The organism is Algoriphagus aquimarinus, assembly GCF_007997215.1.
GTDB lineage: Bacteria > Bacteroidota > Bacteroidia > Cytophagales > Cyclobacteriaceae > Algoriphagus > Algoriphagus aquimarinus_A.
In genome coordinates, this window is the sequence record NZ_VORW01000001.1 from 18,462 (window position 1) to 40,549 (window position 22,088).

A 22,088-nucleotide genomic window follows, 5' to 3' on the forward strand; every position below is an offset into this window, starting at 1 on the left:
GCCTTTTCCCCTGAAAAAGCCCTTATGCCAAAGTTAGGAAAAACGAGCAATCTTTTGATAAAAAGCTTATTTAATCGTTTTTTTGCATTCCTTTAAATTATTAGCGGGCTTCGTGGCACCGCATTAACATATCACCAAATGGCATTTAACAAACGAGTCAAAATCAAGACCATCCTGGATACTAATCCTATTGGAACAGAAGTGACGCTCATGGGCTGGGTTCGTACAAAGAGAGGAAACAAAAATGTTTCATTCATTGCACTGAATGACGGTTCCATCATTACCAATTACCAAGTGGTGGCAGACCCCAATCTGATTTCGGAAGAAATTCTTAAGAAATGTACAACTGGCGCTTGTCTTAAAATAACAGGACATGTCGTCGAGTCTCAAGGTGCAGGGCAAAGTTCTGAGTTAAATGCTACTACTATAGAAGTATTGGGTGAAGCTGATCCTGAAAAATACCCTTTGCAGCCTAAGAAGCATTCCATGGAGTTCCTTCGTGAAAATGCTCACCTGAGAATGCGTACCAATACTTTCAGCGCAGTATTCAGAGTGAGACATGCCTTAGCTTTTGCTGTTCATAAATACTTTAATGATAAAGGCTTTTTCTACATCCATACGCCTATCATCACTGCTTCAGATGCAGAAGGAGCTGGAGAGACCTTCAAAGTCACTACGCTTGATTTAAAGAACCCTCCAAAGACTCCTGAGGGAGCGATTGATTACAAGCAGGATTTCTTCGAAAGAGAAACAAATCTGACTGTATCTGGCCAATTGGAAGGTGAATTGGCAGCAATGGCACTCGCTGATATCTATACCTTTGGACCAACTTTCCGTGCTGAAAATTCCAATACAACTCGTCACTTGGCTGAGTTCTGGATGATCGAACCGGAAATGGCTTTTTATGACGCGGAAGACAATGCGGATCTAGCTGAAGATTTCTTGAAATATGTGATACAATATGCACTTGACAATTGTGCTGAAGATTTGGCCTTTCTTGATTCAAGACTTCAGGAAGAAGAAAAATCTAAGCCAGCTGACCAACGCAGCGAAATGAGCGTACTAGATAAACTGAAATTTGTAGCCGATAATGACTTCGTAAGAATCACTTATACTGAGGCTATAGAAATATTACGTAACTCTACCCCTAACAAGAAAAAGAAATTCTCTTACCTCATCGACGCTTGGGGAGCTGATTTGCAATCTGAGCACGAGAGATTCTTGGTGGAAAAGCATTTCAAAAAGCCAGTTATCCTGACAGACTATCCTAAAGATATCAAGTCGTTCTACATGCGTCAAAACGACGACGGAAAGACTGTTGCTGCGATGGACATACTTTTCCCTGGGATCGGCGAAATAGTCGGTGGTTCGCAGCGTGAGGAGCGAATGGATGTACTCACAGCGAGAATGGAGGAAATGAATATTCCACAGGACGAAATGTGGTGGTACCTAGACACCAGAAGATTTGGAGCTACACCGCACGCCGGTTTCGGACTTGGCTTTGAGCGAATGGTACTCTTCGTCACTGGAATGGGAAATATCAGGGATGTGATCGCATTCCCACGAACTCCTGGAAATGCAGAGTTCTAAAAATTACAAATCCCCGGCAGAAATGTCGGGGATTATTTTTACGGCCAATTTTGAGGATTTCTCCGTACATCGAAAACCTCTAAAACGATTAAGTTCTTTGCGTCAAACCGGTAAAACAAAATAACCTGTTTTCGTAGTACAAATGAATAAATAGCTCGCTCGTTAGAAAAAACCCTTCCTAATTCAGGACTATCTGACAAAAGCATTAAAAGACCATCAAGCCTGAGAAAAAACTTCTTAGATGTGTTGACCCCAAACTTTGTTATCAAATACTCCTGAATTAAAGACAAACTGCGAGTCGCCTTTTTCATCATTCGTACCTTCCTCCCCACTAAAGAAAACTTTTTTTAAGATCAAACCAATTCTCAAGATTTGATTCATCAAAACTTTCGTCATAAGATTTGAACAATTGTTCTCGCTGCTCTTGTGTAAGCTGAAAAGCAGAAGAATCATCATCCAGGTGACTAACAACATCTATTAATACCTCTAGAACTCCTTCATCAGAAATTGATTCTACTTTTTTCTGCAGTATTTCCTTTAGATCAGTAACAGACATGATTAATAGCGGTTTAAATAAATTTACACTGAATCTACAAAATAAAAAAAATTAACTCACCACCTTAATTCTCAAAGCTAGCGGAATACATAGCAAACTAAATGCAATGGCTATATAGCCAACCACATTGTAATTGGTCAATTCACCTGCAGCATTTTCGCCGATGATAATCCCTGCTAGTAAAGTTGCTACTCCGGTCGCTAATTGCTGCACGGCTGAGTTGAAACTCAGAAAGCTACCTCTGTTTTCTGGCTTGGCAGTTCCCGTCACAATCGCCGCTGCTGGCACATAACGACCATTAGAGGTCACAAAGAACATCGTTGAAATCATTAACACAAATGGAATAGGAGTCACACCCAAGTGAGTAATGATGGCAATAGGAATCAAGTTCAAAAGCATGAAAATGATAAAGATCTTTTGCTTACCGTATTTATCAGAAAGCTTTCCTACCCAAGGCGAAGTGAAAATCGTAAATGCTCCACCCGCCATGTAGATGTAAGTGAGTTGAAGTTCGGTAAAACCAACATTTGCAACCGTATACGGACTCAAAAAGGGGATTATCATGAATTGACCAAACATCATCATGACAGAAAGCGTGATAGCCCGCATCTGGTTGGAATCACTAGTAACTCTACGTATCACCAAAAGTGGATTCGGGCGTACGATTTCATTTTTAAGGTGTTCTGTGATATTTGGAATGTACTTAATGATCATCCCAAGACTTAATACAGATAGTCCTGTAAGTAAGAAAAATGGCGTGTGCCAATCAGATAAACTAGCTAGAAACAACCCAAGAGGCACTCCCAGAACTGAAGCAACTGAGAAAGCTGCCATGACTAATCCCATAGCTCTTCCTCTTCTGGAATCTGGAATCACATCACCTATAATTGCCAAAATCAATGCTGACGTTAATCCACCAAAAATACCAGAGATTACTCGGGCAGCCAAAAGAACAGGATAGCTAGGTGATAATGCACAACCTAAGGTGGAAATCGCAAAACCTATATAAACCCAAACGAGTATTTTCTTACGATCAAATCTATCCAATACAAATGCTCCAAAGAAGCTGGAAATCCCCGCACTGAAGGTATAGCATGAAACCAATAGCCCAAATTCACGAGGCGAAATATCAAAGATCCTCATCAATTGAGGCCCTAATGGCATCAAAATCATGAAATCGACGATATGGATAAAATTAATGGCCGCTAGGGTCCAAAGCAAAAGCTTCTCTTTGTTCATGGTAAAAATAGATATTCGAAGAACTTCATAGAAGCTTATAAAGTTTGCCTAAAAACAACTAATCATGAGATATTTAACTGAATGTATGTTTCTGGTATAGCAGCAATGATGTCACTGGCAATCATAGACCTCCTTTTCGATTTGGAGGCAATTTCTCCTGCCATGCCATGATGAAACACCCCACATAGCGCGGCATTCTCAGCGATATACCCCATCCCTAAATAGGAAGTAATCATACCAGTAAGCACATCTCCAGACCCTCCTGTAGCCATGTATTTGTTTCCAGAGGAATTAACGACTTGTCTTCCATCTGGTAAACTAATGACTGTATTTGCTCCCTTAAGTACCAAGATCAACTCGTTATCCATCGCAAACCTTTTGGCTAGCTCAAGTCTTTCCAAATGATTATTTGCTTTCCCAACTAACCTAGTGAACTCACCTATATGTGGCGTAAGAACTGAATTTTTTGGAATTAAAGGTAATAAGTCAGGGTTTCTAGCAAGCAAATTCAATCCATCAGCATCTATAACAATTGGCTTTTTGAAATCTTGCAAAAACTGCTTAAACAACCTTGATCGATTTTCTGTGCCCCACCCTGGTCCTATACCTACAGCATCATAAAATTCAGGATTTGGAATCAATCCCCATGAAGCCATAGCTTCTGGTACAGAGGTCTGAATAATTAAACGCTCAGAATCTTCCATATGACAGGTAACTAGCCCAGAACCTGTTCGAAGTGCGCTTTTAGCACAAAGAATAAGAGCTCCCATCTTGCCTGGACTTCCCCCCACAAGAAGGATTTTTCCCATGTCACCTTTATAACTGAATCTATTAAAAGTCTTATGTAACACAGGGATGTCTTTAGACTCTAAATAATAAAAAGATGAATGCAAACCTTCATATGCCTCACCCAATATCCCAATCTTGAGTACCACCAACTCTCCTACAAATTCAGCATGCTCCGGGAGAATAAGTGAAAGCTTAGGGAATGCAAAACTGATTGTAAAATCAGCTTTCACAGCCTTTCCTTTTAATATTTCATCTGAAGGCAAACCCGAGGGAACATCTACACTGATCACTATCCCCGCAAATTCATTTAGCTTTTGGATAATCTTAATGCCAGTAGGTCTAAGATCACCTTTTAACCCAACGCCTAAATACGCATCAATTAAAATTCCATTTTCAGGAAACAACCAATCTTCGAACTCTAAGACCGGTATAGAGTTAGGTAGATTCTTAAAGTTAAAAAGGGAATCTGAACTCAATTTATCTACAGAGTCAAAACACTTAAGTATACTAACGGAATAAGATTGCTCTGATAGTAATCTAGCAATCGCTAATCCATCACCCCCATTATTCCCTCCGCCTACTGCGATTTGAATAATACTCTCAGTAGAAAATCCATGTTCTAAGAACCAACTCTCAAAAGCAAGAGAAGCAGATTCCATCAACTCGTGACTACTTTGTCCAGTTAATTTTAAATGTTGCGAATCAAGTTCTTTGACTTGTACTCCTGATAGTATTTTTTGCATGGTTATGCTCTTTCAGTATCCAACCCCTTTTTAGGGATAGATACTAAAAGTAGGAAACCTAGCCCAACAAGAAAAAATATACCTAGCGAAAGAGCGCTATTTCTCATACTTCCTGTGATTTGCTCAATAAACCCATAGGAAAATGTTCCAAGGACAATAGCCAACTTTTCTGTCACATCATAGAAGCTAAAATAAGAAGCATGATCTGTGGTATTTCTAGGAATCAATTTGGAAAAAGTAGATCTAGACAAGGATTGAATCCCCCCCATCACCAATCCAACTACGAATGCCAAAGCAAAAAATTCATATACCGTGTATACATAATAGGCACCAGCACAGATCCCAACCCAAATCAGTACCATGATCACTAAACTTTGCTTATTCCCGTACTTCTTTGAGATAAATGCAAAGAAATAGCTTCCAGCAATCGCTACAATCTGAATAATCAATATGGTCATGATCAATTGATCACCAGGTAATCCTAGTTCCTTGTCTCCGAATGTGGCCGCTAAATACATTACCGTCTGCACTCCCATCGAGTAAAAGAAGAACGACGCCAAGAAGCGATACATAACTTTAATATGCTTAACCTCAATCCACACTTTTTTGATTTCATGATAACCTTTAAGCAAAAACTCCTTCTTAATATCTTTACCAAAAGGATTGTGAGGTAGAACTCTGAAAGGAATCTGGGAAAATCCAGCCCACCATAGTCCAGTAATCAAAAAAGAGAATCGTGCAGCCATTCCATCATCTGATAACATAAACCAAGTTGGAAACTGAATCATCAGCAAGTTAACCACTAGCAGAATTACACTACCGATGTACCCTAGCGCGAAACCCTTAGCGCTTAATATATCATATTTATCAGGAGTCGTGATCTCAGGTAAGTATGCATTATAAAACACAATACTGCCTGCATAGCCTACACTTGCCAGAACACTGAAGCATATACCCCACTCCAAGTTATTCCCATCAAAAAAGAATAAGGCAATACATGATAGGGAGCCTAGGTAAGCAAAGAACTTCATGAATTGAAGTTTCTTTCCACTTGCATCTGCTATACCTGAAAGTATAGGAGAGATCAAAGCTATAATCAAAAATGAAAAAGAGATGGAATAGGAGTACAAAACAGTATTGATGATTTCAAAACCAAAAAAATCAACAGTATCATTAGCATTATGTCCCTTAGTAACACTGGAGAAATAGACAGGGAAAATAGTAGAGGTAATTACAAGACTATAGACTGAATTTGCCCAGTCGTACATCGCCCAAGAATTCTGGACCTTCTTAGTGTTTTTAAGAGTTGCTAGCATAGTACAAAAAAAAGCTATCCCGATTTACAGGATAGCTTTTGTATTAAAATAAAGTATAATTACTTTTTAACTTTACCGATAGATGCATAAAGTATTCTTCTTGCATCGGCTTCTCTAAGTTCGTTCTGAACATCTGAAATAGGTCCCATTTTCACATCTCTATCTACTTTCATAGAAATAGTAATACCGCCTCTATCTGATTCAGGAAGCATATCACGCTCTTGGTTTACCCATTGCACTATCTCAGGAGTATTCAAGAGAACGTCATTTGCCTGTACTCTAGGTTCAATACCATAAAGTGATGTATTCTTAGGCTTTCCAATGAAAATATAAGAAATAAGCGTTTTCTTCTGAAGCTTCTGAAGCTGCGTTGCTGCAGGGATCTTTTGCTCCACTAGAATCTCCTGCTCTCTCAACACAGTACTAACCATGAAGAAAAAGAGCAACATAAAGATAATATCAGGTAACGCAGATGTGTTTATACCTACTTCCGGTTTCTCTTTTTTTCCGAACTTTCCCATATCAATTCCCTCCTATTTTTTCAGGTTCTGCAATGGATATCGCCATCGGTATCCCTTCTTTTCCACGGTCTATTAGGCTTTCTTCCGCATCATTTTTACCTGTCAAAGCCCTGTACTCATCTGTACTGAGATTAACTCTTTCAGCATATATATCAAAATATGCCTTCTTCGCTAAGTCAAATACTTCAAGGTACTTCTCATAGCTCGTACCACGGTCAGTCTTAATTGATATAACCGCTTCCCCTGGATCATCAGATGAGTCTGGGAGCCTAGCCGCTAGCGCTTTCAAAGAAGCTGGTAGCGAGTTATACAAAGCAACTCCTTCTTCATCAGGTGACCCAAAGTTCAAGATGAATGCTTTCAATTCTTCATCAAGTCCTTCTGTGTCATCTCTGTAATCCCCTTCGATCAAATATTGATCATTCGAGTTTATTCGGATAACGAAGATGTTTCTTTCATTCAAATCAATCTTCGGCGGAGGATTGTTTGGGTCTAACTTCGGAGGAAGGACGTTCAAAATACCTTTATCCGATGCGATCGTAGTAGTGACGAGATAGAAGATCAATAGCAGGAAAGCAATATCTGCCATAGAGCCTGCATTTACCTCCGTATTCATTCTTTTTTTCTTTCTAGCCATATTACTTTATCGCTTTAGTCACTTCTGTCAACAAAATGCTACCTAAAGCAAGTATTGAAAGAATGTAAGTGGTGATAAGCATACCGCCAACCAATTGCGACCCACCTGGAGTCAAATTGAAAGGAGATGCTTCAAATTTAGGAAGTACTTCGTTGCTCGAAATAGAGTAGGCAATGAAGAATAATACAACAATACCGACAATCCCTGCAGCAGTTTTAAGCAAGCTTTTAGGGTCGTCCAAAGATTTGATCAATGGCAATAACACCGCCACTGCAGCTCCGAGTATTACAAGTAGGTAACTTCCGTATAATAAGATATCATAAGTATCCATAATGTTAGCTTCTTTGAGGTTAATAAATATTTAAGATAGACAAACTGACGGCTTACTTGCCAGTCAACTTGTGCTTAACCAAGATATCAACCAATGAGATAGAAGCATCTTCCATATCATTAACCAAAGAATCGATTTTAGACACCAAGTAGTTGTAGAACAATTGTAGGATAATCGCAACGATCAAACCAGCAACTGTAGTCAAAAGGGCGATTTTGATACCACCTGCTACGAGAGAAGGAGAGATATCACCTGCAGCTTCGATAGAGTCGAATGCACCGATCATACCAATTACTGTACCCATGAAACCTAACATTGGTGCAAGAGAGATAAACAAAGAGATCCAAATAAGACCTTTTTCTAATCTACCCATTTCTACCGAACCGTAAGCAATAATAGATTTCTCTACCATTTCGATTCCTTCTGAGTATCTCATCAAGCCTTGTGTAAAGATCGAAGCTACTGGGCCTTTGGTGTTCTTAGTAAGGTCCTTAGCTGCTTCAACTCCACCTGACTCAAGAGCATCTTCTACTTTGATCAACAATTTCTTCGTGTTGGTTGTAGATAGATTCAGGGTGATGATTCTTTCCAATGCAACAGCAAGACCCAAGATCAAACAGATCAATACTGGAGTCATGTAAAGAGGATCACCTTCGATGAATTTCTCCTTTACAACTTGGTGGAAACTTTGCTCCTCTGCGACGATCTCGTCATCTACAATTGTGGGAGATGAAGCAGGCTCAACTGCTACTGTGGTTGTTTCTTCTTGTGCTGCGGTCTCTTCTGCCTCTTGTGCGTTAGCAAAAACAGGTGCGAATAGGATGCCTGCAAGCATGAACAAAGCGATTAACTTTCTCATAATGTGGATTTTAAATAGACTTTTGATAAAGGTTAAATGGTTTCTACTCTAGAATCGAGTTTTAAAGTTATCATTTTTTAAATTCAAAAAACAATCGACTCTTTTAGAATTTTGTGAAAAATCAGGCTTATATCTCAGGAATAAGCAAGCTTTTACACGAACGGAAATTTTTCCTTTTCCTTTGAAAAAGACACTTTCCTCCAAAACTCGATCGTAAGGTTCTTATTTTTTCGCAGAAAGAAAAATTAAAATGTTACTGAGGGGCTAGCTTTTTTCTAATTAATCGGAATGTCCTGATTAATTGGTTTTTACATTTTATAGAAATGGAGCAAAATCCCTTCAAATCCTTTGTGGTGCTACATAAACAATAGAAAAACCATATACTAGCACCTGTTTCTTTTCTAAGTAATAGCCGAAAATAATTTTGTTAATATTCCGTAATGACCCATTCTAATTAGAAAATCACCTCTCACATTTATATGAAATTTGTTTCACTTGGCTTTTACTATTTTTCATCATGCTTCCTTCCTTAGCTAAAAACTCCAAAAAAGCGATTTCCAGTTAATGCTATCTTAGTATACCTTTATCGCATGCCCATCTCTTCTTTATCTTTAAGACACTCATCTAATCCAAAACTTGCAAAAGCTGTACAATCGCTGAACTCACTATTGGATGCAATAGGGCAAAAAAACATTCCACAATACACCGAAGCCCACATCAATGAAATTGTGGCAGGTATAAACAATTTTCCGGGACCTGCACCCCAGCTTGTCAAGCAAATTACAGCCTCACAAGCATCTATTTTAAAACTCCTTGAAAAGGAAGTCGGGTTAATCTCCAAAAATCATTTTCAACTGCAATGGCTTGCTTTGGGCATGGCAGCTTTTGGTATTCCAATGGGAGTAGTCTTTGGTGCCGTGCTTGGGAATATGGCATTTATAGGCATAGGATTGCCAATCGGGCTGGCAATTGGTATTGCAGTAGAAACATCAAAAGACGCTGAAGCGGCAAAACAAGGCAAACAACTGGATTGGTCCTCTAATTAAAGATGCTTTGCAGCCAAAACCATGTACTGTAGGAAACCACGTGATTAATAGGATGTAGTTCCATCAGGGTATCTGAAAAGCACTTTTATCTAAGGTTCCTTTATTACTTTCTCTCCTACACTCAAAATGTGAATTGAAGACGCTATATATAGTAATGTCTAGGGCTTTCATAACACCTTCTATTCTTCTACACTATCGTTTGCTCGGCTTGGGCCACATTATACCTGTCTATTTTTAAAACAATCCACAGCAATCGTTGTCGCAACTTATGTCAAGGATAGCTGTAGGCTTACTAAAGCATTTTTATCAAAGTTTCTATTCTCTAAGGCAATCAGGGCACACGCCCGATTGACCAGCATGATAGTATCAAAATTTTATGTGGAAAACACCTTAGACTTAAATGCATTTTTCGGAGCAAAGCATCTGAAACCCCATCGTTCTGATATAAAGCCATACAGCTAAAATGCTCTTGCCAAAGCCGTTGGTTTTTGTAAATTATAACCCTCAAACCCTTAACCTATGAATCCACTAAACAGAAGAGAATTTTTAAAAGGAAGTACAGCTCTTATGTCACTAGCAAGTTTTGGCTTGCTAGGCATGAACTTTAAAGAGCGTGAAGGACCGCTACAAGTGGCGCTTATCGGAACAGGCTGGTACGGCAAATCGGATCTTTTCCGATTGATACAAGTGGCGGATGTGGAAGTCGTGGGACTTTGTGATGTAGACAGCAAGCAATTGGCAGAAGCTGGCAAGCTCGTCGCGACAAGACAGAAATCCGGAAAAGTACCGGCACTCTATGAGAATTATAAAGAACTTCTGGCAACCGAAAAACCAGAGTATGTATTGGTGGGAACGCCAGATCATTGGCATGCGCTGATTGCAATTGATGCACTGAAAAGCGGAGCTCATGTGTATTTGCAAAAGCCTATATCGGTAGATGTGATCGAAGGAGAAGCGATTTTGGCAGCAGCTAGAAAATATGACCGTAAAGTTCAGATTGGTACTCAGCGCCGAAGTACTCCCCACCTAGTCCAAGCAAAAAAGGAAATCATCGACTCAGGAATACTTGGTAAAATCTCACATGCGGAGGTTTGCTGCTATTATCATATGCGTAATAGAAGCCATCCGGATGTCATCCCGGTTCCGGAAAATTTGAATTATGATCTATGGGCAGGCCCTGCTCCTATGCTCCCTTATCGTGGTATTTTACACCGTGGCTGGAGGGCATTTATGGAATATGGCAATGGCATAGTGGGCGACATGTGTGTGCATATGTTTGATGCTGTACGCTGGATGCTGGATCTAGGCTGGCCTGTGCAAGTGACCTCCACAGGTGGGATTTACGTGGACAAAGACTCTATCGCCAATATCTCAGACACTCAAACTGCACTTTTTGAATTTCATGAAATGAATGTGGTCTGGCAGCATCGCACCTGGGGCAATCCTGTGGACAAGGATTATCCATGGGCATTTAAGATTTATGGTGAAAATGGAATGTTGGCAGGAAGTCCTATGAGAGCCGATTTTTATCCTGACGGAAAAGGCGACCCAATTCATTACGATGTGTTACTGGAGAAGGAGCAATTCCCGGAGGACGTCACCGAAAAAGACATAGAAATCCATGCAGCTCCCGCCACAAGAGAGCAAATGAAGGATTGGTTAAAATCAATTGAAAACGAAACGCTCCCAGTTGCAGATGTTCTTCAAGGTCATATTTCTACTGCTTCTTGTATTCTGGCTAACATGTCCATGGCACTAAATGGCAGACCGCTTCGCTATGACCCAAAAACCATGACCGTAATTGGAGATGAGGAAGCCACTGCGCTTTTGAGAAGACCTTACCGAGAAGGGTATCTGCATCCTGAACCTAATACGGTGTAGACCTTAAAATAAGAGTCAAATTTTATTTTAAAGATCTCCAAGTTCTCAGCAATTATTTACAGACTTATAAATTCATTATCCTACCTATATTAAACCCCAAAACCTATGAATCCTATTTACTCCATGTGGTTAATCTTTTGGTTAATCCTAACTCCTCAAATCAAACCTATAGGGATTTTTGAGAACTTCGAAGACATCGGTAATCCCAAATTGAAGGGATCGGCTACTTTTGATCCAAAATCAGAAACTTATACTCTCACAGGGTCTGGCTACAATATCTGGTTTGAACGAGATGAATTTTCATATCTTTTCAATACCATGGAAGGTGACTTTACGCTTTCTGCTGACTTCGAATGGGTAGGTGAAGGTGTGGATCCACACCGCAAAACAGGCTGGATGATTCGCTCTTCAACAGATGACGGGGCCATTCATTGCTCAGCTGTATTACATGGCGATGGACTTACTGTCCTACAATGGCGAGTAGCACAAGATGCGATGATGCGCGATCCCGAGGATGAAATATTTGCAGTGAACTCCCATTACAAAACCCTTGAACTCGAGCGAAAAGGCAACACAATCATCTTCAGAGCAGCTAAAGAGGGTGGAGAAATGGAAGAAATCGGAAAGCATGAAATGCCGGCATTAGCAGGTAAAGTTCTCGCTGGACTTTATATCAATTCCCATAATCCTGAATTGACTGAGAGCATTAAAATCACTAACGTCAAAATTCACTAAAAAGGCTTTTCTGTAATTTTTCTTCGCACTGCCTGATACGTATTTCGAGTACTTTGATTCAGTAGTATATCATACCCATCTAGATAAACTTGGGTTTGATCAGGATCAGCATGCAAAATTGTCAGCAGTTCCAAACCTTCATTATAACGTATCTCAAAACTACCTTTTAGGTTCTGGAGCAACTTCTCCAATTTAAAAAGCTGTGCATCGATCACGATAGAAATGCTGATTGCAGCCACTTGAAGCATGTTGACCCGTAACTTCAATGCTTTCAACTGCTCATAGACTTCGTGGATTTGATCCTCTTCGATAAATTTGAAATCAGTTACCTTAAAGCTGACCAGAATCTGATTTTGTTTCAAAACGACTGTTGGAATGGTAATCTGCACAGCTGAGCTATGAATTTTTGTCCCGGCTGAATTAGGATCAAGAAAAGACTTCACAAATAGCGGAATTCCAGCATTTGCCAGAGGCTTGATCGTCTTAGGATGGATAACTGACGCTCCGTAATAAGTCATTTGAGCAGCTTGCTGATAATCCAGCTCAGCAAAAAGTTTAGTATCTGAAAAAAACTTCGGATCTGCATTGAGTACTCCTGGTACGTCTTTCCAAATTGTCACAGATCCAGCGTCCAAACTTGCTGCCAGAATTGCCGCCGTAAAATCTGAACCCTCTCTCCCCAATGTAGTCGGTCTTCCCATAGGATCTGCTCCTATAAATCCCTGAGTCAAGACTGGGAATTGCTCCAATTTTGGCTTCAGTTGAGTCTGGCAATTTCTGCGCGTTTTCTCCCAATCTACTTTTGCAAATCGGAAATCACTATCTGTACATATCAACTCCCGAGCATCCTGCCATAGAATAAGCAAGTTTTGAGAACACAAATACTCCATGACGATTCGGGAAGAAAGCAATTCTCCAAAACCTATAATCCGGTCATAATACTCATCATAATTTTCCTTAGAAATAGGCTTGTTAAGCTCATGATGGAGCAGGATGAAGTAATTCTCGATTTTAGGAAAAATTACATGGCCATCAGGGAAGAGTTCTTTGCAAATAGCTAGGTGAAAGTCTTTTAAAATTGAACTATTCTTAGAATAATCCAGATTCTCCAATTTGAGTGAAAGGATGTCTTCCAGGTGATTTGTAGTTTTCCCCATAGCAGAAACAACAATCACAAAATTATTCCGCAATCGATTACGGAGAATATCAGCCAAGTTTTGAACTGCGGGCGCATCTTTTACCGATGCTCCTCCAAATTTATAAATTTGAGTTTTTGTCATGAAAATATTTACCTATTTTTCCAAAGTATTCAACTACCAATTGAACTATTCTAATACATGAAAATTCTTCCTTACCAGCCTGACCAAAGCGGTTTAGCCTACTCTGTCGGCACTACGCTAGACCGATTCATCAAACTCAAACAAAGCGACTTCCCTTTTGCTTCGGGTGAACTTTCCCAACTTCTACGCGATATCGCACTTGCCGCCAAGATAGTAAATCGCGAAACTACTCGGGCAGGTCTATCGAATATTGGCGGGGCTTTTGGCCAAGTCAATGTACAAGGTGAAGACCAACAGAAACTCGACGTCATAGCAAATATCAGATTTATGCGTGCCTTAAGTAAAGGTGGCGAAGTCTGTGCCATAGTTTCCGAAGAAGAGGATGCCGTGATTGATTTGCAAAATACCTCTGGAAAATATGTAGTGGCGATAGATCCACTGGATGGCAGCTCAAATATTGACGTGAACATCAGTATAGGAACGATTTTTTCGATTTACCGAAGAAAGACTCCAACTGGCAGCCCAATCCAAAAGGAAGACATAATGCAAGCAGGCACCGAACAGGTGGCCGCTGGCTATGTACTTTATGGTTCTTCTACTATGTTGGTCTATACCACTGGTTGTGGTGTTAATGGCTTTACATATGAGCAGTCTCTAGGTGAATTTTTCCTTTCTCACCCCAACATCCAAGCTCCAACCAATGGAAAAATATACTCTGTAAATGAAGGGACTCAAAGAGAATGGGAAGATGGCATTTTAGCTTACATAGATCAGTGCAAGGATAGGCGATACTCTGCAAGGTACATCGGTTCGCTAGTCGCGGACTTTCACAGAAACCTGCTCAAGGGGGGTATTTATCTCTATCCAGCTACGAAAAAGAACCCTACCGGGAAATTACGACTGTTGTATGAAGCGAATGCCTTGGCACTTATCGCCGAGCAAGCTGGCGCCATGGCCACAGACGGAATCCAAAGAATACTGGAAATTCAGCCCACCACCCTTCATCAAAGAACTCCACTTCTAATTGGCTCATCTGAGATGGTAAAAGAAGCAGAATCCATGATTTCCACTTTAATAAAAGCACCTCTTCTTTAAGTAGCTCGTGTAAAAAGATTTAAGAATCGAAAGATGTGTTTTATCTTGTGTCAAGATTTTAACATAACTATGAAAAATATCAAACGTTACCTACCTATTGCGCTGTTCGTAGCCGGTGCTTCCACTTGGATCTCCTGCTCACCAAAAGAAACAGAAGTTGCCGTTGAACCTATCGATGAGACATATGCTGTTCAAACTGAGAAGATGTTGATCAAAGTCGATACTCTTTACACAGAATTTGACAATCCTTGGGGAATGACCTGGCTTTCCGATGGCAGAATGCTAGTCACTGAGAAAAAAGGAGAAATCCTTATCTTCAAAGACGACAAGTTCACTGGAGAAAAAATCCAAGGACTTCCAGAATTTTGGACCCAAGGTCAATCTGGACTTTTGGATATTTCAGCTCATCCGAAATTTGATGAAAACGGTTGGATTTATATTTCCTATGGAAAACAAATGCCAGACAGTACCTCTTCTACGACCATCATGAGGTTCAAATTAGAAGGTAATAATGCAGTTAGTCAGGAAGAACTCATCCAATCTCTTCCAGCTTGGAAAAGCAATGCTCACTATGGTAGCCGAATTGTATTTGACAATGACGGATATCTCTACTATTCCAGCGGAGAGCGTGCAGACACACCTACGAATGCGCAGGATTTGACTAACTCTCACGGGAAAATACACCGTATTCATGACGATGGAAGAATCCCTACTGATAACCCATTTGTAGACACAGAAGGAGCTGTAGCTTCTATTTGGACCTATGGCAACAGAAATCCTCAAGGCCTGTATTTCGACAAGGAAAACAATAAACTGTATGAAACTGAGCATGGCCCTCAAGGCGGTGACGAGTTAAACTTGTTAGAAAAAGGAAAAAATTACGGATGGCCAGTGATTACTTGGGGTATTGACTACGACGATACGCCAGTTTCTGACATACAGGAAAAAGAAGGAATGGAGCAACCGCTGACTTATTATGTTCCTTCTATTGCTACTGCAGGTATGACGATGGTTACTTCAGATAGGTATCCCGCTTGGAAAGGCGATATACTTATCGGAGCATTGGTTAAGATGCACATCAATCATGTGGATATGGATGGATCAAATGTATTGTCCCAAGAAGTAATGCTTCAGGACATCGGACGTGTTCGTCAGGTTTCTCAAAGCCCAGATGGCTATATCTATGCGATTACCCAAGGCACTGGATTGATGGTGAAATTGATTCCAATTAGATAATTACACTAATAAAAACAAAATGAAGAAGCCCCTTTTGAAGATCAAAAGGGGCTTTTCTAATTCTACTAAGTCCTAACACTTTTTTCTCAAAAACCTGAGAGTTCAATAGCTGGCATAAAGCAATGCTCCAAATCCCGCTTCTGGAGAAGCTGGGTAACTCGGTGCCCTCTGCGCTAAACTCCGCGTCCATTGCGGTTAATAGTCTACACGAAATCCACATCCACATTAAATGGATATTTCATCAAAAACTGAAGAGCTTCTTCTATTTCCAAATCTTCAAAAAGCACACGATAAAGATTCTCTGTAATCGGCGCCCGAAGATCAGCTGTTTCCAAAAAAGCCTTGATGATTCTTACCGTATTGATTCCTTCGGCCACTTCATCCATATCAGCGAGGATAGCATCAAGCGACTCACCTTTGGCTAGCCTAAAACCAACACTGAAATTTCTGGAGTGAACCGAGTTGCAAGTCGCTACCAAATCTCCTATTCCCGCCAATCCCATGACAGACTTGATGCTTCCTCCAAGTGCATTACCCAAGTGAATCATCTCCACCATTCCTCGGCTGATCAGAAGGCCTTTTGCATTTTCTCCCAAACCTAAGCCCGCAAGGGCTCCGGAGGCAATGGCAATGATATTCTTCAAAACCCCACTGATCTCTACACCTATAATATCGGAGTTCCCATAAACCTGAAATTTCTCAGATCGCAATAAGCTTTGACCTTCGAGGATTACCTCATTGTATTTACTGGCGATTACTGTAGCGGCGGGCTGACCTTGTGCAAGTTCTTTGGATAGGTTAGGCCCAGCCAAGCATCCCACTCGGACAGCGACAGTTTCCTGAAGAATCACCTCACTCATGGTCAAAATTTGACTTCGCTTGATTTTCTTAACTGTTTCCAGCGTTTCACCTTCCTTGAGGTTCAGGCAAAGTCCTTTTGTACCATGAATAATCAAATGATAAGGAAATAGAAAAGGAGAAAAAGTGCGCACTACATTCTGAAATCCAGATGAAGGAACCATAAAAAAGAGCACATCGCAGCTTTTGCAAAGTTGCTCTGGATCATTAGAAGCTATTATATTTTCACTTAGCTTTTTACCTTGTGCAGAATGCGAAGCATTTATCTCATCTACCACTTCCTGCTTTCGTGCATAGACCATGACTAGGCTTTTGGCAGCCAAAATATTCGCTATTGCTGCGCCAAAGCTTCCCACTCCGATTACACCGATATACTTTGGTTTAGTAGAGTTTTTCGAGTCCATATCCTGTTAATCTGTTATGATAAAAATAAAGTAGGCTCATGTCGTCCGTACCGATATCTCCATTATTATCTTGAATAATTGGTCGCTTTGCATGATACATACCTACGTTCTCCATTCCCCTCTTGATAATTTCATCCATATCAAGTGAAAGATGAGGAGCAGTATTGATCAGTCCTTGGGACTTCAGCTCATTAATTTTATCCAAAACAAGCTGACAACCTGCCTTAAAATCCTCGTAAGGAATGGAAATCTCTTCTTCCGGTAATCTTAGCAAGTCAAACAAATCTAGCTTTCTGTTTTGCTTTTTGATCATTTCAAATGCCACAAAAGCCACCAAATGAGAATTAAACACCCGGTTGATTTTATGGAATTCCTCCACTATGCGCTTGCCAAGCATATTTGTGTATTCTTCCTCCCGCTGATTATCCACAGATACTTTCCCGTCAGAGATAAAATAATCCCGAGTATTAATCACTCGGCCATGCTTGTCCAAACTTCTCCCATCCACATCTACATAATTCCCAAGTACATCCATTGCTTTACCTACAGACACTGAGATATCAGATCCTTTAGTAAAGAACTTGATTAAGAACTTAGAGATCTTGTATGAATTAGAGAACTCATCATTCTCCTTGTAGTACCTCTCTTGCCCAGTGATGCTTAAATGATCACGGATCAAACTTGGTGCTTCTAGCACAAAATGATAATTGATTGTCACAGGTACGATGAAAATCTTACCCGAAATATCATTTAGCCCATTCTCAAAATTAGCCCGCTGAGCCTCTATGGCGGTACTCAACAAACCAAGTTTCAGCTTCGATTCGATCATTCCGCTTCTGGATCTTGTTCCTCCAGGAAAAAACAACGAGTGACAGCCAAACTGAATCGCTTCTTTGGAATAGGTCTTCAGCGTCTCCAAGTACATCAGGTTTTTCTTTCTTCTATCCACTTTGTAAGCTCCAAGTGAATTCATGAAGTAAGCGAAAATGGAAATATTGAAGAGATTCAATCCAGCTCCGTATATAAATGGTGGCAATCCCAAAACGGAAATCACCCAACCAATCAAAATGCTATCGAGATTACTAAAGTGAGTTGGAACCATCACGACCGTACCTTTAGTCGCCAGATCACGCAACTGATCTGTTTCGCCAGTAATCTGGATCTTATCCTGAAGTGTGTATTGATTACTGAATATCGATTTAAAACCTTTCACTCTTGCCGCATTCAGCAAACGCGAAAAACCATAAGTGACTACAGATCTCGTGAATTTATAATGCGTCGCCTTGAAATTACTCGCAATCTCCTCGGCATAGCGAGCAGTGATGCTATTCAAGACGGACTTATATTCCTGGAATTTTTTGACTTTATTCCTTCCTGCTTCAGTACTTATCTGAACCAAAGAAGATTTCACCCCACTCCAAAAAGACCCATCGTCATCTGGATCAACTACCCAGGGATTTTGCTTGATCCGGAGTTTTTCACGGTACAGCGTCGTTTCCAACTCTTCTTTGAGAATGTCAGGATTATTGCTTGTGAGTTTGAGAATCCGATCTTCAGATAGATCCGCCACTTTTTTCACAAACTCCTTACGTTCTCTTGCCAGCTTCACCACTGGCCATTCGTCTTTGCTCGGGTGTATCGGCTCGTACTTATGTTTGATGTATTTCTCCTCCAAGTGGCTGGTTTTTATTAAAAATCTAATCAAAGATAGTGAAAAAGCCCCTTCTTCCGTGAATGATCAACGTGAAGAATGGATCATCTTTATGACTTTGACTTCACAAAAATAGCTACGATTGCAGACGTAAATATCCCCATCACAAGCGCACCGATTATCGATTGGAGCATATAGCTTTTCAAATTGAAATATTCTTCTGCCGCTTCCTGAGTCATATTCCCAGAACTTACTGCGTACTTTATGATATTAGGAAAGTACTCTGGAGTAATAAATTCCGTAGTAATATATTGTGTAAGCGGGCTAAGAATAGCCACAATAACAGAGATAATTAAACCCGTGATAAATCCTTGCTTATAACTCATCACACCGTGATAGAAATTCTTTCTTTTGTCAAGCAATGCAAAAATATAAATCGCAATGGAAGGAATGGCCACCAAGTTGGTCATCGTGGCATGATCTGCGATTTTCTCATCATGCCAGCCTAGGGACTTTTCTAAAACCATCCAAGCTAGCATCATAAATACAAAGATCAATGCCCATTTGATTTCAATCTTAATAGTTTTCATAGTTTCTTGGGACATGAATACAAAATTCTAAGGTACAAAATACATAATTTCTTAAAATCAACGTCATTTTCAATTGATTGCTACACCTAGGCCCTCAAGCCCTTGTCCATGAGAGAAAGGGTATTATTTTTACAGCATCAAAGACCGGATGAAACCAGACCTTAAAAAAATACAAGTCCCCATAGAAAACGAAATGGTTCAATTTGAACTGAAATTTCGAGACTCTATGAAAAGTAAGGTCAAACTCCTCGACCACATTACTAATTACATTGTCAAGCGCAAAGGCAAGCAGATGCGCCCCATGTTTGTCTTCTTGACGGCAGGTGTTTGCGGCAGTATCAATGACTCAACACATAGAGGTGCTGCGCTTATAGAATTGTTGCACACAGCTACGCTTGTGCATGACGATGTAGTCGATGATGCTAACTACCGACGTGGGTTTTTCTCGATAAATGCACTTTGGAAAAATAAAATCGCGGTGCTCGTAGGAGATTATCTTCTCTCCCGAGGCTTGCTTTTAAGTGTGGATAACGGCGACTTTAAACTTCTGAAAATCGTCTCTAATGCTGTAAAAGAGATGTCTGAGGGCGAACTGCTCCAAATCGCCAAAGCAAGAAAACTCGACATCACGGAAGAAGTTTATTACGATATCATTCGACAAAAAACTGCCAGTTTATTAGCTTCCTGCTGTGCTGTAGGTGCATCTAGTACCGAAAGCAGTGAAGAAATAATTTCAAAAATGAGAGAATTTGGAGAGAAAGTAGGTATGGCTTTCCAGATCAAAGACGATCTTTTTGATTATGGCGAAGATGAAATCGGCAAACCTGTTGGCATTGACATCAAAGAGAAGAAGATGACACTTCCTCTTATTTTTGCTTTGCAAAAAGCTGATTGGCTAGAGAAAAAGAAAATTATTCACTTGATCCGTAATCGAAGCGAAGATAAAAAAGCTGTAAATCAAGTGATCAGCTTTGTGAAGAAAAGTGGGGGACTCGAATATGCTAAAACTATCATGGACAGATATTACATGGAAGCGCTAGATATCCTAAAAACTTTCCCTGAATCAGACTACAAAACTTCCCTGGAAGGATTGGTGAGCTATACGATTGAAAGGAAGAAGTAGGATTTTTTCGTTATTTATGTGCAGATAGGTCCGTGATTAAAATCGCCTTGACATACGGGCCGGAAGACCGGTGACCGGTGACGGAAGTACCGGAATTGCTAGTGTTTATCAGCAAGTAAGCCGCTTTTACTCTTTCTCGATGAATATATGCAAAAGGTGAATCATTTATTCTCATTCCCAATCATCCAAAACATATCCTAGTTAACCTTAAGTTCAATACCCGTGATAGTATCAAATGACACTATCAACGTGGGGTTTTAATCGGTAAGACCGAGCTTATAAAAGACGAATGCTTTCTCTACCCAACTTTTAAAGAGACTTCAAATACCCTTTAAACTCCTCAAAGTCATTTCCCAAAGCCTCCACTTTTTTCTTGCCATCCATAAAAGCCGCTAATCTCTCTGGCAAAGTCAAGGTCAAATCCAGCGCCTTCTCTACAGTTTCTCTGAATTTCCCGGGATGTGCAGTCTCCAAAAACACTCCTTGATAGTCAGGATTCTTGGCCATAAAATCTTTCAATCCCAAATACCCAACTGCTCCATGTGGATCGAGCGTATAGCCTTTCTCCTTCACGGACTGCATCGCTTTCACCGTTTCTTCGTCTGAATAATAACAGCCGGAAACCTGAGATTTCAACTCTTGGTCATCATTATCATACAGCGCCAAAAGTCTCGGGAAATTACTTGGGTTCCCCACGTCCATGCTATTGCTTACAGTAGCAATTGAAGGCTTGGCAGCAAACAATCCACCTTGCAGGTAATCAGGCACGATCTTGTTGACATTCGTCGCAGCTACAAAATGAGCTATTGGTAAGCCCATTTTTTGAGCTAAAATACCTGCCGCTATGTTTCCAAAATTCCCCGATGGAACCGAAAAAACTACTTTTTTATTGCTCTTTGGAAGTCTTGAAAAAGCATAGAAATAATACAGACACTGAGGCATCCAACGTGCCACATTGATGGAATTAGCTGAGGTAAGCAATAGCTTCTTATTCAACTCAACATCCAAAAATGCTTCTTTCACCATACGCTGGCAATCGTCAAAAACACCATCAACTTCAAGTGAAGTGATATTTTGACCCAAGGTCGTGAACTGCTTTTCCTGTAGTTCACTTACTTTGCCCTTAGGGAAAAGTATAATCACTTCCACACCATCTACTCCCAGAAATCCATTTGCTACAGCACTTCCGGTGTCACCCGAAGTCGCTACAAGCACACGAACTTTACGATCGGATTTCTCCATCAGCATACTCATCAATTTGGAACAGAATCGTGCTCCAAAATCTTTGAATGCCAACGTCGGCCCATGAAAAAGCTCCAAGCTGTAGACATCTTCCTCCACTTTCACTAGTGGGGCGTCAAAAGTCAGCGTATGATCTACCAATTCCTTGATTTGCTCTTGACTCAGGGCAGTGGAAAATAGGGCTCCAATTACTTCATATCCTATTTCCTGAAAAGTCATTTCTGGAAACTTATCCAAAAGCTCCTTAGATAAAACAGGAATTTCAGACGGCATATAAAGCCCTTGATCTGGTGCCAATCCTTTGATTACTGCCTCGGCAAGATCTACCTGATGGCCAGGATTATTTGTGCTATAAAACTTCATAAT

The 22,088-nt window shown here is 40.4% G+C and carries 21 protein-coding genes; 7 read left to right on the top strand and 14 right to left on the bottom strand.

Features of this window, described 5'->3' with window-relative positions:
* The first annotated feature begins 138 nt into the window (after window positions 1–138).
* Window positions 139–1,590: an asparagine--tRNA ligase gene (gene asnS / locus ESV85_RS00070; RefSeq protein ID WP_146914256.1), complete on the top strand. Its 1,452-nt coding sequence runs from the start codon at window positions 139–141 to the stop codon at window positions 1,588–1,590.
* A 38-nt stretch (window positions 1,591–1,628) separates the two neighbouring features.
* On the opposite strand, the gene ESV85_RS22725 is transcribed toward asnS, so the two are convergent.
* From ESV85_RS22725 to ESV85_RS00115, 9 genes are all read right to left on the bottom strand, one after another.
* The gene (locus ESV85_RS22725) at window positions 1,629–1,904 is read right to left on the bottom strand and encodes a type II toxin-antitoxin system RelE/ParE family toxin (protein ID WP_146914257.1); all 276 of its coding nucleotides are present in this window, start codon (window positions 1,902–1,904) and stop codon (window positions 1,629–1,631) included.
* A 17-nt stretch (window positions 1,905–1,921) separates the two neighbouring features.
* Window positions 1,922–2,146, bottom strand: coding sequence for a hypothetical protein (locus ESV85_RS00080; RefSeq protein WP_146914258.1), 225 nt, complete (start codon window positions 2,144–2,146; stop codon window positions 1,922–1,924).
* Window positions 2,147–2,197: 51 nt separating this feature from the next.
* A complete protein-coding gene (locus ESV85_RS00085; RefSeq protein ID WP_146914259.1) occupies window positions 2,198–3,385 on the bottom strand; it encodes an MFS transporter in 1,188 nt (395 codons plus the stop codon).
* Between the two features lie 62 nt (window positions 3,386–3,447).
* On the bottom strand, window positions 3,448–4,917 hold the full coding sequence (locus ESV85_RS00090; RefSeq protein WP_146914260.1) for an NAD(P)H-hydrate dehydratase: 1,470 nt from the start codon (window positions 4,915–4,917) through the stop codon (window positions 3,448–3,450).
* 2 nt (window positions 4,918–4,919) lie between these two features.
* Complete coding sequence (locus tag ESV85_RS00095) at window positions 4,920–6,233, bottom strand: MFS transporter (RefSeq protein ID WP_146914261.1); 1,314 nt, start codon at window positions 6,231–6,233, stop codon at window positions 4,920–4,922.
* Between the two features lie 59 nt (window positions 6,234–6,292).
* Complete coding sequence (locus ESV85_RS00100; protein ID WP_146914262.1) at window positions 6,293–6,754, bottom strand: ExbD/TolR family protein; 462 nt, start codon at window positions 6,752–6,754, stop codon at window positions 6,293–6,295.
* Window position 6,755: 1 nt separating this feature from the next.
* The gene (locus tag ESV85_RS00105; protein WP_146914263.1) at window positions 6,756–7,391 is read right to left on the bottom strand and encodes an ExbD/TolR family protein; all 636 of its coding nucleotides are present in this window, start codon (window positions 7,389–7,391) and stop codon (window positions 6,756–6,758) included.
* Window position 7,392: 1 nt separating this feature from the next.
* On the bottom strand, window positions 7,393–7,722 hold the full coding sequence (locus ESV85_RS00110; RefSeq protein WP_146914264.1) for a hypothetical protein: 330 nt from the start codon (window positions 7,720–7,722) through the stop codon (window positions 7,393–7,395).
* Window positions 7,723–7,774: 52 nt separating this feature from the next.
* Complete coding sequence (locus tag ESV85_RS00115; protein ID WP_146914265.1) at window positions 7,775–8,581, bottom strand: MotA/TolQ/ExbB proton channel family protein; 807 nt, start codon at window positions 8,579–8,581, stop codon at window positions 7,775–7,777.
* Window positions 8,582–9,171: 590 nt separating this feature from the next.
* On the opposite strand from ESV85_RS00115, the gene ESV85_RS00120 reads away from it, so the two are divergent.
* The 3 genes from ESV85_RS00120 (at window position 9,172) to ESV85_RS00130 (ending at window position 12,243) form a co-directional block, all read left to right on the top strand.
* Window positions 9,172–9,627: a hypothetical protein gene (locus ESV85_RS00120; protein WP_146914266.1), complete on the top strand. Its 456-nt coding sequence runs from the start codon at window positions 9,172–9,174 to the stop codon at window positions 9,625–9,627.
* Between the two features lie 519 nt (window positions 9,628–10,146).
* Window positions 10,147–11,508: a Gfo/Idh/MocA family protein gene (locus ESV85_RS00125; protein WP_146914267.1), complete on the top strand. Its 1,362-nt coding sequence runs from the start codon at window positions 10,147–10,149 to the stop codon at window positions 11,506–11,508.
* 105 nt (window positions 11,509–11,613) lie between these two features.
* Window positions 11,614–12,243: a hypothetical protein gene (locus tag ESV85_RS00130; RefSeq protein WP_146914268.1), complete on the top strand. Its 630-nt coding sequence runs from the start codon at window positions 11,614–11,616 to the stop codon at window positions 12,241–12,243.
* Here the strand turns inward: ESV85_RS00130 and ESV85_RS00135 are convergent.
* On the bottom strand, window positions 12,240–13,523 hold the full coding sequence (locus ESV85_RS00135; RefSeq protein ID WP_146914269.1) for an aspartate kinase: 1,284 nt from the start codon (window positions 13,521–13,523) through the stop codon (window positions 12,240–12,242). The genes ESV85_RS00130 and ESV85_RS00135 overlap by 4 nt on opposite strands.
* A gap of 57 nt (window positions 13,524–13,580) precedes the next feature.
* Here ESV85_RS00135 and fbp point away from each other — a divergent pair, with 57 nt between their 5' ends.
* Entirely contained in the window at window positions 13,581–14,618 is a 1,038-nt protein-coding gene (gene fbp / locus ESV85_RS00140) for a class 1 fructose-bisphosphatase (protein WP_146914270.1), read from the top strand.
* 69 nt (window positions 14,619–14,687) lie between these two features.
* On the top strand, window positions 14,688–15,854 hold the full coding sequence (locus ESV85_RS00145) for a PQQ-dependent sugar dehydrogenase (RefSeq protein WP_146914271.1): 1,167 nt from the start codon (window positions 14,688–14,690) through the stop codon (window positions 15,852–15,854).
* A gap of 203 nt (window positions 15,855–16,057) precedes the next feature.
* On the opposite strand, the gene ESV85_RS00150 is transcribed toward ESV85_RS00145, so the two are convergent.
* The 3 genes from ESV85_RS00150 to ESV85_RS00160 all read right to left on the bottom strand — a co-directional run bounded on the left by ESV85_RS00150 (window position 16,058) and on the right by ESV85_RS00160 (window position 19,357).
* Window positions 16,058–17,116 (bottom strand): NAD(P)H-dependent glycerol-3-phosphate dehydrogenase, encoded by a 1,059-nt coding sequence (locus tag ESV85_RS00150; RefSeq protein WP_146914272.1) that lies wholly within the window; start codon window positions 17,114–17,116, stop codon window positions 16,058–16,060.
* Entirely contained in the window at window positions 17,094–18,791 is a 1,698-nt protein-coding gene (locus tag ESV85_RS00155) for a 1-acyl-sn-glycerol-3-phosphate acyltransferase (protein ID WP_146914273.1), read from the bottom strand. Before ESV85_RS00155 ends, ESV85_RS00150 begins: the two co-directional genes overlap by 23 nt.
* 86 nt (window positions 18,792–18,877) lie before the next feature.
* Window positions 18,878–19,357, bottom strand: a complete 480-nt coding sequence (locus tag ESV85_RS00160) for a DUF4199 domain-containing protein (RefSeq protein ID WP_146914274.1) — start codon at window positions 19,355–19,357, stop codon at window positions 18,878–18,880.
* A 148-nt stretch (window positions 19,358–19,505) separates the two neighbouring features.
* Here ESV85_RS00160 and ESV85_RS00165 point away from each other — a divergent pair, with 148 nt between their 5' ends.
* Entirely contained in the window at window positions 19,506–20,480 is a 975-nt protein-coding gene (locus ESV85_RS00165) for a polyprenyl synthetase family protein (RefSeq protein ID WP_092898919.1), read from the top strand.
* Window positions 20,481–20,789: 309 nt separating this feature from the next.
* Here the strand turns inward: ESV85_RS00165 and thrC are convergent, their stop codons facing one another.
* Window positions 20,790–22,085 (bottom strand): threonine synthase, encoded by a 1,296-nt coding sequence (thrC, locus tag ESV85_RS00170; RefSeq protein ID WP_146914275.1) that lies wholly within the window; start codon window positions 22,083–22,085, stop codon window positions 20,790–20,792.
* Window positions 22,086–22,088 lie beyond the last annotated feature (3 nt).

Excerpts from the sequence above, each read along its gene's own strand:
- ESV85_RS00125 (WP_146914267.1), top strand. The coding sequence starts at position 10,147 with ATGAATCCACTAAACAGAAGAGAATTTTTAAAAGGAAGTACAGCTCTT.
- ESV85_RS00105 (WP_146914263.1), bottom strand. The coding sequence starts at position 7,391 with ATGGCTAGAAAGAAAAAAAGAATGAATACGGAGGTAAATGCAGGCTCT.
- thrC (WP_146914275.1), bottom strand. The coding sequence starts at position 22,085 with ATGAAGTTTTATAGCACAAATAATCCTGGCCATCAGGTAGATCTTGCC.
- ESV85_RS00090 (WP_146914260.1), bottom strand. The coding sequence starts at position 4,917 with ATGCAAAAAATACTATCAGGAGTACAAGTCAAAGAACTTGATTCGCAA.
- ESV85_RS00150 (WP_146914272.1), bottom strand. The coding sequence starts at position 17,116 with ATGGACTCGAAAAACTCTACTAAACCAAAGTATATCGGTGTAATCGGA.
- ESV85_RS00095 (WP_146914261.1), bottom strand. The coding sequence starts at position 6,233 with ATGCTAGCAACTCTTAAAAACACTAAGAAGGTCCAGAATTCTTGGGCG.
- ESV85_RS00135 (WP_146914269.1), bottom strand. The coding sequence starts at position 13,523 with ATGACAAAAACTCAAATTTATAAATTTGGAGGAGCATCGGTAAAAGAT.
- asnS (WP_146914256.1), top strand. The coding sequence starts at position 139 with ATGGCATTTAACAAACGAGTCAAAATCAAGACCATCCTGGATACTAAT.
- ESV85_RS00100 (WP_146914262.1), bottom strand. The coding sequence starts at position 6,754 with ATGGGAAAGTTCGGAAAAAAAGAGAAACCGGAAGTAGGTATAAACACA.
- fbp (WP_146914270.1), top strand. The coding sequence starts at position 13,581 with ATGAAAATTCTTCCTTACCAGCCTGACCAAAGCGGTTTAGCCTACTCT.
- ESV85_RS00120 (WP_146914266.1), top strand. The coding sequence starts at position 9,172 with ATGCCCATCTCTTCTTTATCTTTAAGACACTCATCTAATCCAAAACTT.
- ESV85_RS00160 (WP_146914274.1), bottom strand. The coding sequence starts at position 19,357 with ATGAAAACTATTAAGATTGAAATCAAATGGGCATTGATCTTTGTATTT.
- ESV85_RS00080 (WP_146914258.1), bottom strand. The coding sequence starts at position 2,146 with ATGTCTGTTACTGATCTAAAGGAAATACTGCAGAAAAAAGTAGAATCA.
- ESV85_RS00145 (WP_146914271.1), top strand. The coding sequence starts at position 14,688 with ATGAAAAATATCAAACGTTACCTACCTATTGCGCTGTTCGTAGCCGGT.
- ESV85_RS22725 (WP_146914257.1), bottom strand. The coding sequence starts at position 1,904 with ATGATGAAAAAGGCGACTCGCAGTTTGTCTTTAATTCAGGAGTATTTG.
- ESV85_RS00110 (WP_146914264.1), bottom strand. The coding sequence starts at position 7,722 with ATGGATACTTATGATATCTTATTATACGGAAGTTACCTACTTGTAATA.
- ESV85_RS00130 (WP_146914268.1), top strand. The coding sequence starts at position 11,614 with ATGAATCCTATTTACTCCATGTGGTTAATCTTTTGGTTAATCCTAACT.
- ESV85_RS00085 (WP_146914259.1), bottom strand. The coding sequence starts at position 3,385 with ATGAACAAAGAGAAGCTTTTGCTTTGGACCCTAGCGGCCATTAATTTT.
- ESV85_RS00165 (WP_092898919.1), top strand. The coding sequence starts at position 19,506 with ATGAAACCAGACCTTAAAAAAATACAAGTCCCCATAGAAAACGAAATG.
- ESV85_RS00115 (WP_146914265.1), bottom strand. The coding sequence starts at position 8,581 with ATGAGAAAGTTAATCGCTTTGTTCATGCTTGCAGGCATCCTATTCGCA.